The sequence below is a fragment of the Sphingopyxis sp. genome, from assembly GCF_965279725.1.
Taxonomy (GTDB): domain Bacteria; phylum Pseudomonadota; class Alphaproteobacteria; order Sphingomonadales; family Sphingomonadaceae; genus Sphingopyxis.
Map to the genome: position 1 here is coordinate 122,166 of NZ_CBDIIL010000002.1, position 14,260 is coordinate 136,425.

At 59.6% G+C, this 14,260-nt stretch carries 12 protein-coding genes and 1 pseudogene; all 13 read right to left on the reverse strand.

The genetic code is table 11. The features are described 5' to 3' along the window. Nucleotides 1-12 precede the first annotated feature (12 nt). Nucleotides 13-756: a methyltransferase domain-containing protein gene (locus tag ACQY6T_RS04970; protein ID WP_428629126.1), complete on the reverse strand. Its 744-nt coding sequence runs from the start codon at nucleotides 754-756 to the stop codon at nucleotides 13-15. Further along, on the reverse strand, nucleotides 686-1,981 hold the full coding sequence (locus ACQY6T_RS04975) for a lipopolysaccharide biosynthesis protein (RefSeq protein WP_428629129.1): 1,296 nt from the start codon (nucleotides 1,979-1,981) through the stop codon (nucleotides 686-688). The genes ACQY6T_RS04970 and ACQY6T_RS04975 overlap by 71 nt, the downstream gene beginning before the upstream one ends. A 59-nt stretch (nucleotides 1,982-2,040) precedes the next feature. Further along, nucleotides 2,041-3,984 carry a transketolase C-terminal domain-containing protein gene (locus ACQY6T_RS04980; RefSeq protein WP_428629131.1) on the reverse strand — a complete coding sequence of 648 codons (1,944 nt, stop codon included), beginning with the start codon at nucleotides 3,982-3,984 and terminating at the stop codon, nucleotides 2,041-2,043. A 7-nt stretch (nucleotides 3,985-3,991) separates the two neighbouring features. Beyond that, nucleotides 3,992-4,759: an acylneuraminate cytidylyltransferase family protein gene (locus tag ACQY6T_RS04985; protein ID WP_428629134.1), complete on the reverse strand. Its 768-nt coding sequence runs from the start codon at nucleotides 4,757-4,759 to the stop codon at nucleotides 3,992-3,994. Between the two features lie 2 nt (nucleotides 4,760-4,761). Then, entirely contained in the window at nucleotides 4,762-6,219 is a 1,458-nt protein-coding gene (locus ACQY6T_RS04990; RefSeq protein ID WP_428629137.1) for an aldehyde dehydrogenase family protein, read from the reverse strand. Then, the gene (locus tag ACQY6T_RS04995) at nucleotides 6,216-7,028 is read right to left on the reverse strand and encodes an SDR family oxidoreductase (protein WP_428629140.1); all 813 of its coding nucleotides are present in this window, start codon (nucleotides 7,026-7,028) and stop codon (nucleotides 6,216-6,218) included. Before ACQY6T_RS04995 ends, ACQY6T_RS04990 begins: the two co-directional genes overlap by 4 nt. A 1-nt stretch (nucleotide 7,029) precedes the next feature. Next, nucleotides 7,030-7,548 carry a KdsC family phosphatase gene (locus tag ACQY6T_RS05000; protein WP_428629142.1) on the reverse strand — a complete coding sequence of 173 codons (519 nt, stop codon included), beginning with the start codon at nucleotides 7,546-7,548 and terminating at the stop codon, nucleotides 7,030-7,032. Beyond that, nucleotides 7,548-8,576 (reverse strand): N-acetylneuraminate synthase family protein, encoded by a 1,029-nt coding sequence (locus tag ACQY6T_RS05005; RefSeq protein ID WP_428629144.1) that lies wholly within the window; start codon nucleotides 8,574-8,576, stop codon nucleotides 7,548-7,550. Before ACQY6T_RS05005 ends, ACQY6T_RS05000 begins: the two co-directional genes overlap by 1 nt. A gap of 38 nt (nucleotides 8,577-8,614) precedes the next feature. After that, complete coding sequence (locus tag ACQY6T_RS05010; RefSeq protein ID WP_428629146.1) at nucleotides 8,615-9,817, reverse strand: hypothetical protein; 1,203 nt, start codon at nucleotides 9,815-9,817, stop codon at nucleotides 8,615-8,617. Continuing rightward, nucleotides 9,798-11,588, reverse strand: coding sequence for a GumC family protein (locus ACQY6T_RS05015; RefSeq protein WP_428630379.1), 1,791 nt, complete (start codon nucleotides 11,586-11,588; stop codon nucleotides 9,798-9,800). Before ACQY6T_RS05015 ends, ACQY6T_RS05010 begins: the two co-directional genes overlap by 20 nt. A gap of 93 nt (nucleotides 11,589-11,681) precedes the next feature. Continuing rightward, nucleotides 11,682-11,969 (reverse strand): annotated as a pseudogene (locus ACQY6T_RS05020) (Wzz/FepE/Etk N-terminal domain-containing protein); the annotation flags it as partial. A 39-nt stretch (nucleotides 11,970-12,008) separates the two neighbouring features. Continuing rightward, nucleotides 12,009-12,728, reverse strand: a complete 720-nt coding sequence (locus ACQY6T_RS05025) for a polysaccharide biosynthesis/export family protein (RefSeq protein ID WP_428629149.1) — start codon at nucleotides 12,726-12,728, stop codon at nucleotides 12,009-12,011. A gap of 51 nt (nucleotides 12,729-12,779) precedes the next feature. After that, nucleotides 12,780-14,189: an O-antigen ligase family protein gene (locus tag ACQY6T_RS05030; protein WP_428629151.1), complete on the reverse strand. Its 1,410-nt coding sequence runs from the start codon at nucleotides 14,187-14,189 to the stop codon at nucleotides 12,780-12,782. Between the last annotated feature and the right edge of the window lie 71 nt (nucleotides 14,190-14,260).

A 14,260-nucleotide genomic window follows, 5' to 3' on the forward strand; every position in this document is an offset into this window, starting at 1 on the left:
AAGGGAGGGACTTCAGCTGCATACAAAAATACTATGCCGGCTGACAAATCGACGCCAGCCCGACAACGTTTCGAACAAGCGCTGCCGTTTTTCTTTTTGTCCGGCGCGCGGATATTGGTGCAGGGCCGACGGTAGCAATTGCGTCCAGTGAGGAAGGGAATCACCCCCATAAACGGCGACGTGGCCAAAGCCACCGGCTTTCGCGAGTTCAACCCACTTTTGGTTCGACAGGAACCGCTCGTTACCAAAATGCGCCGGGGTCATCGTTGTGCGGATGTTGGGAATCTTGAAAACGACCTTTCGGGTGATCGCCCGCTGCTGTTCAAAGGCAAGGACGATCTGATCGTCCTCGAAATGTTCGAGAACGCCCGAGTGAATTATGGCGTCATAATCGCGTCCCGCATGTCCGTCGGCGAGGCAGAACAGATCGGCCTTCCGGTACGACAGATCGGGCGCCTTAAGTCCGAGCCGTTCTGCCGCGGCAAGCACGTCATCGTCGATGTCGCCCGCGGTAACATCATATCCGGCATCGGACAGCAATTTGGACAAGAACGCCAAGCCACAGCCAGCTTCCAAAACGCGACCATTTTTCGGTATTTCTATCATAACACGCTCGAGTAGCATCGCGTGCGTCCTTGATTGGCTGAACAGCGATCGGTCCGATCCTTCCAGAAATTTACTCCAATCACTCACTAGTCCGGACTCCTTTTTTCCATCGTGCTCGCACGATTTTAGAAACCGCACGAAGCGGAACATAATTGCTTATCGAATTCTGTTTGGTCAGCATCACGCCGACGGCAAAGCAATAGGCTATTAGCATCGCCGCTACTGTCCCGGAAAGGCCAAGCTGCGGTATTAGCGCGAAATTCAACGCCACCATCGCCCCTGCTCCGGTTGCTGCGGACGCGAGATATACTTTCAGATCGACGCGCGCGATCGCCTCGTTGGCCAGAATTTTCCATACGGCGAGCGGCAGGATGGCAAAAATCGCGTATTGTAGCAGCCCCGCCGATTCCGAATAACCCGCCCCGAATACCCAAGGCACCAATCTTGTCGATAGAATTGCGACGATTATTGTGCCCGGCATAAAAATCGCAATGACGAAATCGAGCGTCAAATAGAGCATCGCACGCCCAGCATCGCGATCGCTGCTGGCGATGAACGGCACGAGGTTCAGACATATTGCGTCGACGAATTTGGTAATTGCGTCGATCAAGCGCGACACTAGGCCAAATGTTGCAGCCGCCACTGGTCCCATCAGAATCTGCACGATGATCAGGCTGGATCTGTACATCACTTCCTTCAAAACATTGCCGATATGCACCGTGCCGCCGAACCGGAACAAGGCCCGCATGTCGTCGTTGATCGGGGGCAACCAAACCGGTCCAACTTTGCGAAACAGCGCGATGCCCAGCAAGGGCAGCATGGCGATCTGAGGCAGTAGCAACAGCGCCAGGCACTGAGCGGCGTCGATCGCGCCGCCCTGTGCAAAAATATAGCTCATTTCGGCATTGAATAGGACGTTAGGAAGCACCGAAAGCAGATTGGCCCAGCGGAACGCGAGCATCGAACGCAGAAGGCTGGCACCCATGATATTCAGAAAGGAGGCAATAGTCAGAATCGGGACAAGCGGAATACCCTTCATGACGAGATCCGCGTCGTGCCAGGAAAGTTTAAGGACGCCCCATATCACGGCGCCCGCCAGCGCGGCGAGAGCGAGTGACGCGACAATCGCGCTGGATGCAAGGCGTTGGCGCCCGAATTCAACGGCGCGAACGGCAAACGCGTGCGGCAGCCCAAACGCGAACAGAACCACGGCGGCATTGGCGATCGTGAAGGCTACCAGATAGACGCCTACGTCGCTCGGCGGCAGAATCCGGGCTACAAAGAAAAGCGACAGCAATCCAAGCGCCATGACAAGCCCTTGAACAAACAGACTTTCCAGAGCTGCCGAACCGAACGAGATATTTTTCTCGGTCATATACTCGCGTCAGAATCGCTCGGCGATAGCATGTTGCAGTTCTGCGATCATAGTACCGGTCACTCTTTGCGTGCCGCTGCCAGGGCAGCGCTTATGGTCGCTGCGATGGTTGCGGCGTCCAATCCGACGGCGTCCAGCACTTCGGCATTTTGCCCGCTCGGCGGGACCGCGCGAAGCCCCAGCCGAATCAGCGGTGGCGCATCGGCGATCGTCGCCAAGGCGTCGGCGATCCGGTCACCTTGGCCACCGACGACATAATGATTGTCGATCGATACCATGGCACCGGCGCCCTTGACCACGCCTGCCAACCAGTCGCGATCGACGATATTGAGCCAGGGCAGGTTGACAACGCCCGCCTGAATGCCGTCGCTCGCCAAGCTTTCGGCGGCGTCGATCGCGACGGGCAGCATCGTTGGGCCATAAGCGATCACGACCACATCCTTGCCATCGACCAGCGTGACGCCGATGCCCGGGCGGGGAGTATAGTTCTGCGGCAAAGCATAGGTGATGTCGCAGGGTGTGGAAACGAGCCGGATGTAGGTGCTCGCGTCATTTTCGTCGATGGCCCAGTCGAGCAGGGCGCCAACCTCGGCCTCGCACGACGGTTCGACCATAGTCAGTCCGGGCACGCCCGCGAGCGACGAAATGTCGCGCACCGCCTGATGCGAATGGCCCGGCCCCCCGGGCAGCACGCCGGCCAGCGACGCGACATAGACGATTTTCGAACCTTCTGTCGCATTGTTGTAAATCTGCTCGTTCGGCCGCGCCGACAGGAAACAGGCAAAAGAATGGACGATGGGCAACAAGCCGCCCCGCGCCATGCCGCCGGCCTGCGACACCATATCCTGTTCGGCAATGCCGCATTCGATAAAGCGATCGGGATGTGCATCACGGAACGGGATAAGTCCGGTATCGAGCACAAGGTCCGCGTCGAGCGCGACCAGATTGGGATGTTTGGCCGCCTGCGCGAGCAGGGCATCGCTATAGGCGGGGACCAGCCGCTGCTGGCCCGGCGGCGGCGCGGCCGCTTGCGGGCGCTCCTCGATTTCCAGCAGCAGGGCGTCCGCACCGGCGTTGGTGAGCTGGCGATTGGCAAGGTCGATCAGCTCCTGCGCGCCGGCGACATAGGCTTCGGCGCTGGGGGCGCCGCTATGGAATTTGTACAGTTCGACGTCGGAATCGATCGACGTATGCTCCATGAAGGACACGCCTTTACCTTTCACGGTGTCGGCGATGATGATTTGGGGCTGGCCGGTGACTGCAAAGCAATCGTCAAGCGTGGCGGAAAACGCGGCCAGATCATTGCCGTCGCACCGTGCGACATGCCAGCCGAACGCCTTGAGCTTGGCTTCCAGGTCGCCGAGGTCGCTGACCTGGGCGACGAGCGTGTCCGACTGTAACTTGTTATGATCGATGATGACGACAAGGTTGTCCATCTTGCCGTTGGCTGCCGAAATCAGCGATTCCCAGAACTGACCTTCCTGCAACTCGCCGTCGCCGGTCAGCACGAAAACCCGGCCATCGCGATGTAACAGGCGGTTCGCGGTCAGAAATCCTTTGGCCTTGGATACGCCCATGCCGAGTGACCCGGTGTTGAACGCCATGCCGGGAACGTGGACATCAGGATGGCCGGGCAGGCCGCCGAGGCGGCGAAGCTTATGGATTGAATCGAAATCGAGCGCGCCTGTCGCGATCAGGACATTATAAAGCCCCGGTGCATCATGCCCTTTCGACGAAAAGAACAGATCGTCTGATTGGCCATCGGCGTTGCGGCGACGACCGCGCAATTCGATCCAGGCCATCATGTCGAGGCTACTAAAGCTGCTGCCGATATGCCCCGATCCCGCCCGGGCAATCATGTAGAGCGTGTTGATCCGGGCAAGTGTCGCAAAGATGCCGACCCGCTGCGCGTCGGGCACGGGCAGGGCGAGCACACGATCGAACTCCGACTTCGCGACATAATAGAGGGTTCCGCCCACAGCGGTACCAATGAGATCACCCATGGCTTGTTTATGCTCCTAGTTGGGACGGGCTGGGGTAGGGGGCGTGTCCGATCGATTGCAACGTCACCGCGCCGCCCGTCACATATTGTTCGGCCAAAAGCCAGTCCTCGGGCTCGTTGATGTCGAATCCGTCGAGCCCTTCGCTGACGAAAGGAATGATTGCGTCGCCGGCGATGCTATCGCCTTGGCGTGCGACGCGCGCCCAGGCGATCTCAAGACTTGCGTCCTGCGCATAGATTTCGGGCAGCGCGGCATATTGACTGCTATGCCACGGCGTCGTGCCGTTCGAGAACGGCATCAGTGGCAACATGCGGTCGCCGCGGATCACCCACATCTTGCCCGGGTGCTGGCGGCATTTTTCGACGGCGCGCAGCGAATCGGCACCGGGGTTGGCCAGAAACATGTCCCAGGCGCGGCGGATCGTTTCGGCGCGGCGAAACGGGCTGGTCGGACGCAGAATGCTGAACACGTCGACCTTGTCACCCTGCTGGTCGAGAAGGTCTAGGATCCAGCGGATCCATTCGATATCGGGCGATTTGTCACCCGACATTTCCGCGGGCCGTAACGCCGGAACTTGGGCACCATAATAGCGCGCAATTTCGGCATATTCATCATTATCGGTGGCGCAGACCACAGACGCGAACACGCCGCTGTCGATTGCGGCACGGATCGAATATGCCATCAACGGATGTCCGCCAAGCGGCCGGATATTTTTGTTGGCGACCCGCTTTGATCCGCCACGGGCAGGGATAAGGGCGACGGCTTTCGGCGGCATAGTCAAATAAGCTCGCTGCGCGTGAGGAAAGAAATATTCTTCAGTTCCGAATAGACATCCAGCGCCTCAACCCCCGGCTCACGTGTTCCATTGCCCGAGGCGCCAAAGCCGCCGAAAGGCATGTGCGGTTCGCTGCCATAAGTTCCGATATTGACGTTGACCACACCCGCCCGCACGCGGTGCGCGAACCAATTGGCGCGGTCGACGTCGCGCGTGTGGATCGCCGCGGTCAGCCCATATTCGGTACTGTTCGCGAGTTCCAATGCTTCCGCGAGATCGCCGACGCGATGCAGCGTCGCGACCGGACCGAATAATTCGCGCTGCGCAATATCGAGATCATGCGAAGGCACCTCGACCAGGGTTGGCGCGACATAGGCGCCGTCGGCAGGTTGGTCCGTCGGTGCGCTGCTGCCACCGCACAAAATGGTCGCACCATCGTCATTGGCGCGCGCGATCGCCGCGAGGATGGTCGCCTGCTGCCGCTTGTGCATGACGGGGCCAAGGTCGGCGCCTTCGTGAACGCCCAGCGTCAGCGACCGCGCGCGCGCGACGAGTGCCTCGCGGAAGCGGTCGTAAATGGCGTCCATGACAATGATGCGGCTGCCAGCGGCGCAGCGCTGGCCGGCGTTGCTGAAGGCCGAAAGCGCCGCCCAATGCACGGCGCGGTCGAGATCGGCATCGTCGCACACAACCATCGGGTTCTTGCCGCCGAGTTCGAGCGACAGTCGGCCCAAGCGGCGGCCCATGACTTCGGCAATTTTGCGGCCGACGCCGGTCGATCCGGTAAAACTGACGACGCCGACGCGCGCATCGGCGACCAGAGCGGTACCCGTCGTCGCGCCAGACCCGTAAATGACGTTTAACACGCCGCCGACAATGCCCGACGCGGACGCCAACTTCGCGAAGAAATCGGCCGTTCGCGGGGCGTCTTCCGATGCCTTCAGCACGACGGTATTGCCGCAAATCAGCGCCGGGAACGTTTTCCACGCGATGTTGGCGATCGGCGTGTTGGCGGGGACGATCAGGCCCGCGACGCCAATCGGTTGCCGGACGGTGTGGCTGGTCTTGCCAGGCATCCCTGAGGTCAAGGTCCGAGCATAGAGCCGCATCCCTTCACCGGCGAAGAAATCGGCGAGCTGAATCGCACCGCCCACTTCGCCGCGCGCATCCTGGATGGGCTTACCCGTTTCTTCGGCCACGATCGCCGCCAGCGTTTCGGCCTCCCGGCGGAGTGCCGCTGCAAAGCCATAAATAAGGTTGCCGCGCTGGACCGGCGTTACCGCCGACCAGGCAGTAAGCGCATCGACCGCGCTTTGGACGGCCCGTTCGACATCGGCAACGGACGAATCGGGCATCGTGGAAAGCAAGCGTCCATCGTGGGGACTGTGCCGCTCGATGCGCGGCGTACCGGGCGACGGCCGCTCCGCGGCGCCGATCCAATTGTGGACGTCGATGCTCATATTGCCGTCCAGCCACCGTCAACGACTAGGTTCGCGCCGGTCATATAGCGCGCCGCATCGCTGGCCAGGAACAGCACGGCGCCATCATATTCGGTGGGTTCGGCCATGCGCCCGGCCGGGATACGGGCGCAATAGGCGTCGAGGAACGCCTGTTCCTGACCCGCAGACACACCGGCGATGGTCAGCGAATTGACGCGCACCTGCTTGCCAGCCCAATATTGGGCCAGATAGCGGCTCAGATTATAGATTCCCGATTTGGACGCCGAATAGGCGACGGGCTTGAAAAATACCTCACCGCGTTGGCGCCGATAATCATAAATCGACTGGTCAGGCGACACGAGGCCATAGATCGACGCCACGTTGATGATCGACCCCTTGCCAGCCGCCGCCATTGCCGCCCCAAAGACCTGGCAGCAAAGAAAGACACCCTTCAGATTGACGTCTATGACCCTGTCCCAGCTTTCTTCCGGATAGGTTTCGAACGGTCCGTTCTCCTCGATCGGCGCGGAGGGCGGAGAATCGAGCGCGGCGTTGTTGATCAACACCGTCGGCGTGCCAAACCTCGTCTCGACGGCGGCCAATGCCGCCTGAAGCGTCGCTTTTGCCGTGACATCGACGTCGATGTGGACGAACCGCGCTCCAAATCGCTCTGCGAGCTGGTCGGAGCGTGCCGAGGGCCCACGGTCGAGCCCCGCTACCTTGGCGCCGCGGGCGAGAAAAGCCGCCGCATAATTTGCGCCGAGCGTACCCGACGTGCCGGTGATCACGACAATATCGTTGCTGACGTCGAAAAGGGGATCGGCGCTCATTTTACACTTTCTCTTGGGCGGTCGTGCGGGCGGCCCAAACCATGTCGCAAAGTTCGCGAACCGCACCATAACCGCCGTTTCGCGACAATTGCAGGTCGGCATGTTCGGCCGCTTCGGGATAGGCGTCGGCAACGACGACCGACAAGCCGACAATCTTTAGCGCTGGGATATCGTTGATGTCGTTGCCGACGAACGCGACGCGATCAAGCGGGATTCCCCGTTCCGCGCACAGGATGGTCACGCATTCCGCCTTGTCGTCGATCGCCTGTCGGCATTCGATCTTCAGCTTTTCTGCGCGTTTCGAAACCACCGGGTTCTTTTCGGTCGAAACGATCAAGGTCGCGACACCAAGTTCGCCCAGCCGCGCGAGCCCGAGCCCGTCACTGCGCCAGCACCGCACGGACTCGATCCCTTCGGACGATACCAGGACGCTGTTGTCGGTAAAGACGCCATCGAAGTCGAAAATAACCAGCTCAACGCGCCGCAGCGCGTCGAGCCGCGACAGATCGGTCGCTGCCATCAGCCGAAATCGTCGTATCGAATCGCTTCGCCCTTGGCGATCGCCCGCGCCGCAACCTGTCCGATCACGCGGTTGGACTCGCGCACCGGAATGATCTGATCGGGGAAGATTCGCCCCGAAAGACTGTCGATGGTGATCGTCTCGCCCGCCGCGATGTCGTGATAGGCGACGAGTGACTTGCCCAGTTTTTTGAACACCGCCTCGGTGCCCAGTTCATCGACCGGCTTGGGCGGCAGCATGTGGCGGACGCGCCGAATGTCGCGAACGAATTTGCGAAAGCCTTCGGCCTCCAACGCAAAACTGTGATCGGTCCCGCGCCATGCGCGGTTAAGCGTGACATGCTTTTCGAAAACGCGCGCACCTTGAAGATAGGCGACCGGTCCCGACAATGTGCCGTTGAAATGATCGGAAGACCCGATCACGCAGTCGGGAAACTCTTCGATCAGCGTCTTGATGTTGTCGAGGCCAAGGCGGTTGTATTCACACGGGTATTCGGAAACGCAGTGCAGCACGGCGACTTCGCCGCCACCTTCGAGCAGCGTTGCGACACTGCTGCGTATCTGGTCAATTTTGCCACCGCCCACGCTGATTACAACGGGCTTGCCGGTTTTCGCCATGCGGTTGATCAGCGGCAAATTCCCTAAGTCGAATGATGCGATTTTCAGAATGTCGACATCGAGATCGACAAGCAGTTCCAAGCTGGGCTCATCGAACGGCGTCGACATGAAGGCGGTCTTGCTGTCGAGGCAAGCCTGTTTGATGATCGGTAGGACTTCAACATCGAGTTCCAGCGCTTCGCGGTGCGCGCCATAGGTCTCGGCAAAGGCATTTTCACTGGCGTAAGGCGCCGCATAGGATTCATCGGAGAACAGATAGCGGTTGTTGCGCGTCTGAAATTTGACTGCATCGGCGCCGGCAGCGGCGTAGATCTTGATATACTCGAGCGCTTTCTCCAGATTTCCCTGATGGTTCTGGCCCACCTCGGCAATGACGAAAGCGCCGTCGTTTAGTTCATCTGCGCGAAACATAATAATCTCCGAAACTTGGTTTCCACCCGGCGAGCCGGTCAGCTTGATACGGCAAGATTGATGCCGGTTAGTGACATTTCGAAATCCGCCCCATTAGCGTCTGGGCGCCCGAACAGGCGGATTTCGGGATAGTTACATCGGGTCGCTAGATCTGCGGCAAAGGCTAGATCGTTCTGCGTCGCAGCCGCGACCGGTTCGAGACGGATCGCCGGTTGCCCCGGACACAGCAATTCGACCGCGATGACCTTGCGCCCCGTCTTGCTGGCTTCGACGCCGTGAAGGGTCACTTTATAAACCGCGGGGCGGGCCTGCACGATCTGCTTGGCAAATATTGGCACACCTTGGCCGTTCCAATAAAGCTGAAGCTCGTTGCTGCCACCGCGTTGAACCAATTGCGTGCCCGCATTGCGGCCCGAATCTAGCTGCCATTCGAAGGGAAAGCGATTCGATACGCCCGATTTTTGCAGCTCTCCTGCCTGCTCAAAATCGCCGTCAAACAGGCTGTTGGGTTTGACAGCCGGGCGCTGTGTCTTGACCCACAGGCCATAGGCCTGCGGCGCCGAGCCCGTGGCCACCATGCGCCCGAGCAAAGAGGATAGTTCGTCGCGTTGCACGACGCCTGTGCCAAGCAGGGCAGCGATCGTTTCATAACGCGCGTTGACCTGTTGGGAGGATTTGAGACGCTCCGCGCTCGCGAGAAAAGCCTGTCGCCACGGCGGAGATTTCTTCAGCGCCGTCACCAGATATTGGCGCTTTTCGGGCATCAGCTCGTAAAGAGCAAAGAGGTTGAGGATTTCTTCGGTCGCTTTTCCGCGGCGCGAAAGTGCATCGGCGTGTTGGAAAACCTGATCGAATTTGCGTTGCTCCAAGGCAATGGTGATCAGGTTCAACTGGCCGGGCGCGGTGCGCCAGGCAAAAACGCGCATCGCGTCCGCAGCCTTCTTCTCCAGAGCGGGCCGACCATCAAGCCGCGCGGCGACCAACAGGCGATTGAGTGCATCCTGCGAAAGCGGACGCCAGGCAAGTTGATGCTTTTGCGCGGCGACGAGCTTTGCCGCGTCAAGCGTCTTTGCCTTAGGATCATTGAACACAATCGGAGCGGTCCGGTCGGCGCTATCAAAATCGCGCTCGGTCGCGATGGTTTGATAGCCGGTTAAGGCGACCGCTACAGCGAGCCCAACCGATATGACGAAGCCATGTGTCGACCAATCCCCGCCGTGTTTATGCGTCGCGTGATTCATATGTGTAACCATAGGCGTATTCATAGCCATAACCCATCCGTCCGGCATCGAAACGCGACAGGATGACGCCGACGATCTTCGAACGGCTTTCCTGCAGACGGCTGATGGCGCGTAGGACCGCGTTCGGGCTGTTGCGTCCTGCTTCGACGATATAGACCGTCGCCTCGCAATTGTTATTGACCGTGATGGCGTCGGCCAGCGCCAGGATCGGTGCGCTGTCGACAAAGATCACGTCATAGGTTTTCGCCAGCTCTTGAAGCAGGCCGGTGATATTGTCGTCGGTCAGCAACTCCGCCGGATTGGGCGGTGTGGGCCCGCCCGTGATGATGCTCAAACCGGGGAATTTGGTTGGTTGAATCGCCGCCGCAACCGCCGTTTCGCCAGCAAAGATGTTGCTGGCACCGACGTTGTTGGACATGCTCAGCAACCGATGCAGATTGGGCCGGCGCAGATCGAGATCGACCATCACGCAGTTCTTTTTGAGCTTGCTGACGCTCAACGCAGTGGCGAGACACGCTGACGACTTGCCTTCGCTCGCCTGAGTGCTGACGAAGGCGATCGACCGCGGCAATCCGCTTCCTGACGACAGCGAAAGCGAGGATCGGACGCTGTTATATGCCTCGGACACCTCCGATTTGGGATCGGCGAGCAGCTCGACCAAGCTCTTGTCAGAACGCCACAACGGAATAGCCCCCAAGACCGGCAGGCCCAGTCGGTCCTTGACGTCGTCGGGAGAGATCAGCCTTGCGAACAGCTGTTCGCGCGCCAGAATTGTAGCAGCCGACAGGCCGATCCCCATGAACAAAGCCAAAGCCAGATTCAGCGGCAGCTTCGGCCAAGTCGGTTCGGGCGGCACAGCGGCCTTGTCAACAACCGACACATTGTTGCTTTGGACGCCGGCTTCGGCATTCAACTGATTATATCGTTGCAGCAGGGCTTCATATTGCTGGCGGCTCGTATTGGCCTCACGCCGCAGAATGGACAGCTGGACAGCCTGGGTTTGTTCGGTCAGCGTCGAGCCCTTGAACTGATCTACCTGCCGCTTGATCGCGGATTCTTGCGAAGCGGCGATATCACGCTCGGTCTTGACGCTGTCGCGAATCCGTCGCGCGACGGCTATCTGCTGGTTTTCGATCTCTTGCAGGCGCTGCTGCAATTGACGGACTGCGGGATGCTCGGCGGTGCGGCGCTCCTGCTCTTCCTGAACCCTGGCTTGCAAGTCAGCCCGCATGACCGACAATTGCTGAACCGCCGGGTTGGTTATGACTTCCGGCAAGCTCAACACCGGCGCCGCACTGACTGCTTGCCACTTGCGCTCTGCCTGCGAGCGTTTCGCCAGCGCTTCGGCATGCGCTTGGTTGAGCTGAACCAGCGTGGAAGTGGTCAGCGACTGCGCCGAATCCTCGCCGCCGCGCGAAATACCCTTGCTGGCATCAATAATGCCCGTTTCTCTCGCGAAATTGACTGCCGCACGTTCCGATTCTTCAAGTCGCTCCTGCGCTTGTTTGAGCTGATCGCTCAAAAATTCGCGTGCATAGGCCGAGGCCTCGAACTTGCGTTGCAGATTATTGCGGATGAAATTCTCCGCAAAGGCATTGGCGATGCGTGCCGACAGCTCGGCATCGGGGCTGTCGAACGAGATCGCCGCCAGGCGCGATACGCGCGGCAACGACACGGTAAGATTCTCGGCGAGCGTCTTCAAGACGAGATCCTGCCGCGCCTCCGCCAACGGAAGTTCGGAATTGGCCGCCAGTTGCGGATCGACGTCCATCGCCAACAGGAAACGATCGTCGGCCGTCAGTCGCAGGTCGCGAACGACCGACAAGGCAACCGAACGGCTCTGCATGATGCCGATCTGGGTTTCCAGAAACCGTTCGGCATCCTGGATCGATGTCGACGAATCGGTCTGTTCGGTGCCCAGAACTTTGGCGGCTTCCTGATCGATCTGTATCGTCGTTTGCGCACGATAAATCGGCGTCGTCAGAAAGGTGACAGCGACGCCGATAGCAAGGCAACCGATCAAAATGCCTGCGGCAATGAAGCGGGACCGGTAAACGGCCGCCCATATTTGCGCAAAATTGATCGAGAATCCCGTCTCGGGCTTGATCCCGAGATCAGTGTCAGACGTCATTGAAGTATCACTATAGCGCATGCTGTGTCCGGTAAAATGCCAAGCAGCCTTGGTCTGGTATCAATTCTGATTCAGCGCGATGAAGATCGAGCCAAAGACAGGGGAGAGTTGGATCAGGTTTCGAACCCATTGCTTGCTCGACGACACGCCGACGACGACCAGATCTTGCGGAGCGAGACGCGGATCTTCGGCGGTCCCGCCGCGGATCGCATCGATGTCGAACTTGGCGCCGTAACGCTGGCCTCCGACCGTCCGAAAAACGAGGACCTGTTTGGTATCGGCAATCTCGGACGTTCCTTCGGCCATCGCTAGCGCGCCGAGCAACGTGACATCGCCCTCCAGCGGGAATACGCCCGCCTTTTTCACGTCGCCCTCCACGAAAATCCGCTTGGCGACAGAACGTGTGATCGCGACCGTCACCTGGGGATTTACGAGATAGCGGCGCAGCTGCCCCGTCAATTCGGTTGCCAACTCGGAGCTGGTCAAGCTCACCGCGGACACGTCACCGACCAGTGGCAATGTCACATTACCATTCACGTCTACTACGGCTTCCGAAAGCGACAGGTCGGGTTCTTGAAAAACATTGATCCTCAGGGCGTCGCCGTCGCCAATCCGATACGCCTGTCCCTCCAACGGCGCCGCCGCCGTTGCCAACTGCGCATAGGCTGCACTGTCCGATGGCAGGTTAATTGTCTTTTGACCACAGGCGGCGATTGCCAGACAGGCGGCAATCAAGGCTGGAGCCTTAAACCAAAGGCGCATCAAGAAAACTTCCCACAAAAATCGAGTTGCGCTCTTAGCAATAACGTCATCAAAGGCAATGCGAAACTCTTATGCCATTGTTGGATCAGGGACTTTGTGAGGGCCTGTGCCGTTGCGCCGATACTGGCGGAAAATCAGGGCAAGCGCAAAGGTGAAGACCACTGCGATGGCGGGGCGGCGAAGCGGATAATCGACGACGGAATGCGCCAGTATCAACAGGATAATCGCTATTCCCAGTTTGGCCAGACCGGCCTGGTCGGGACGGCGAATGTCGTCTTTTGATACGGCGAACATCGCCGCGCGGACGAGCACCGCGAGCACCAGCAATAGAAGGATCAGGCCGGGTACCCCGGCCTCGATAACCAGCTGAATATAGTCGTTGTGGGCGTCATTGACATAATTTGGAAGCAGCCATTCAAGGCGCTCATACTTCTGATAAACATCAGAAAAACTGCCAAGCCCCGTTCCGAATGGGAAGTAGTCACCGATCAGATCAATGCTGCGTTCCCAAATCGTCCAGCGATAATCGCCGCCGACGTCGCCATATCGATCGAGCGCGCGCCCGGCCGTCCCGCTGAGGGTGGCAAGTCCGCCGAGGACGACCACAAGGCCGCCGCCGCCAGCAACGAGATATGTTTTTCGCGCCATGTTGGCGCCCAGAAAGAGGAATGGAGCGGCAAAGGAGGCTGCGATGCATAGCGCCAGTCCCATGCGTGACGCCGTTCCGAATGCCCCGGCCAAGGCCACGAAGGCATAGAAGCCGAAAAGCGCCAAGCGCTGGCGGGGTGGGACGCGAGACGTGCTGATCAGATATCCGGCGACAAGAATGCTGATTGCGATCAGCAACGCCTGATGGTTCCGGTTCGAAAAGAACCCCAGCAACAATCCTTTATGCGACGTGGGATAAAAGGTCAGCAACCGTCCCGACGAGCTCAGCTGGATCGCGCCGATGATGAACGACAGCGCGACGCAGGCAACGACGGCAACCAACAGATGGCGAACTCCCTTTTCAGGCAGTGTAATCCCGGCGAGCAGGATGCCGCCGAGGGCGAGGGTCATCGCAAGAGCCGACAGCGTTGCCGCACGATTTAAAGTGATCGGTAGCCACGCGGAGGCTTGGTCCGCCAAGGTTAGAATCTGCGTTTCCGTTCCGCGTCCGGGAAGCGAAGTCCAGACGCCGGGCGGCAGCGGTATGAGCTGAAGTAGCGGGACCGCGACCAGCGCCGCCCAGCAAAGCGTCTCTAAAAGCGGCAGTTGCCTCAGTCGCCGCAGACCGCCCAGCGAACCAAAGGCCAGGATGCAGGCTGCGCCCATCGCCAGCATGATCCCTACCCGCAGGCCAGCGCTGTTCGGACCGCCGCCGAACAAAAGAAAACTCACGAGCGTGCACACCGCAAGGCCAACGAGCCAAGACTGTGAATCGAAAAATAGCGGCGTTCGCATACGGGCAGACTGAGGACGGCGGCGATGGCGCGGCATTTTGAAGCTCCATAAAGGCGAGCAATCACGCTGCCGCCAATGACAAAAGGGAGCCTCAATAAGCTCGCGGC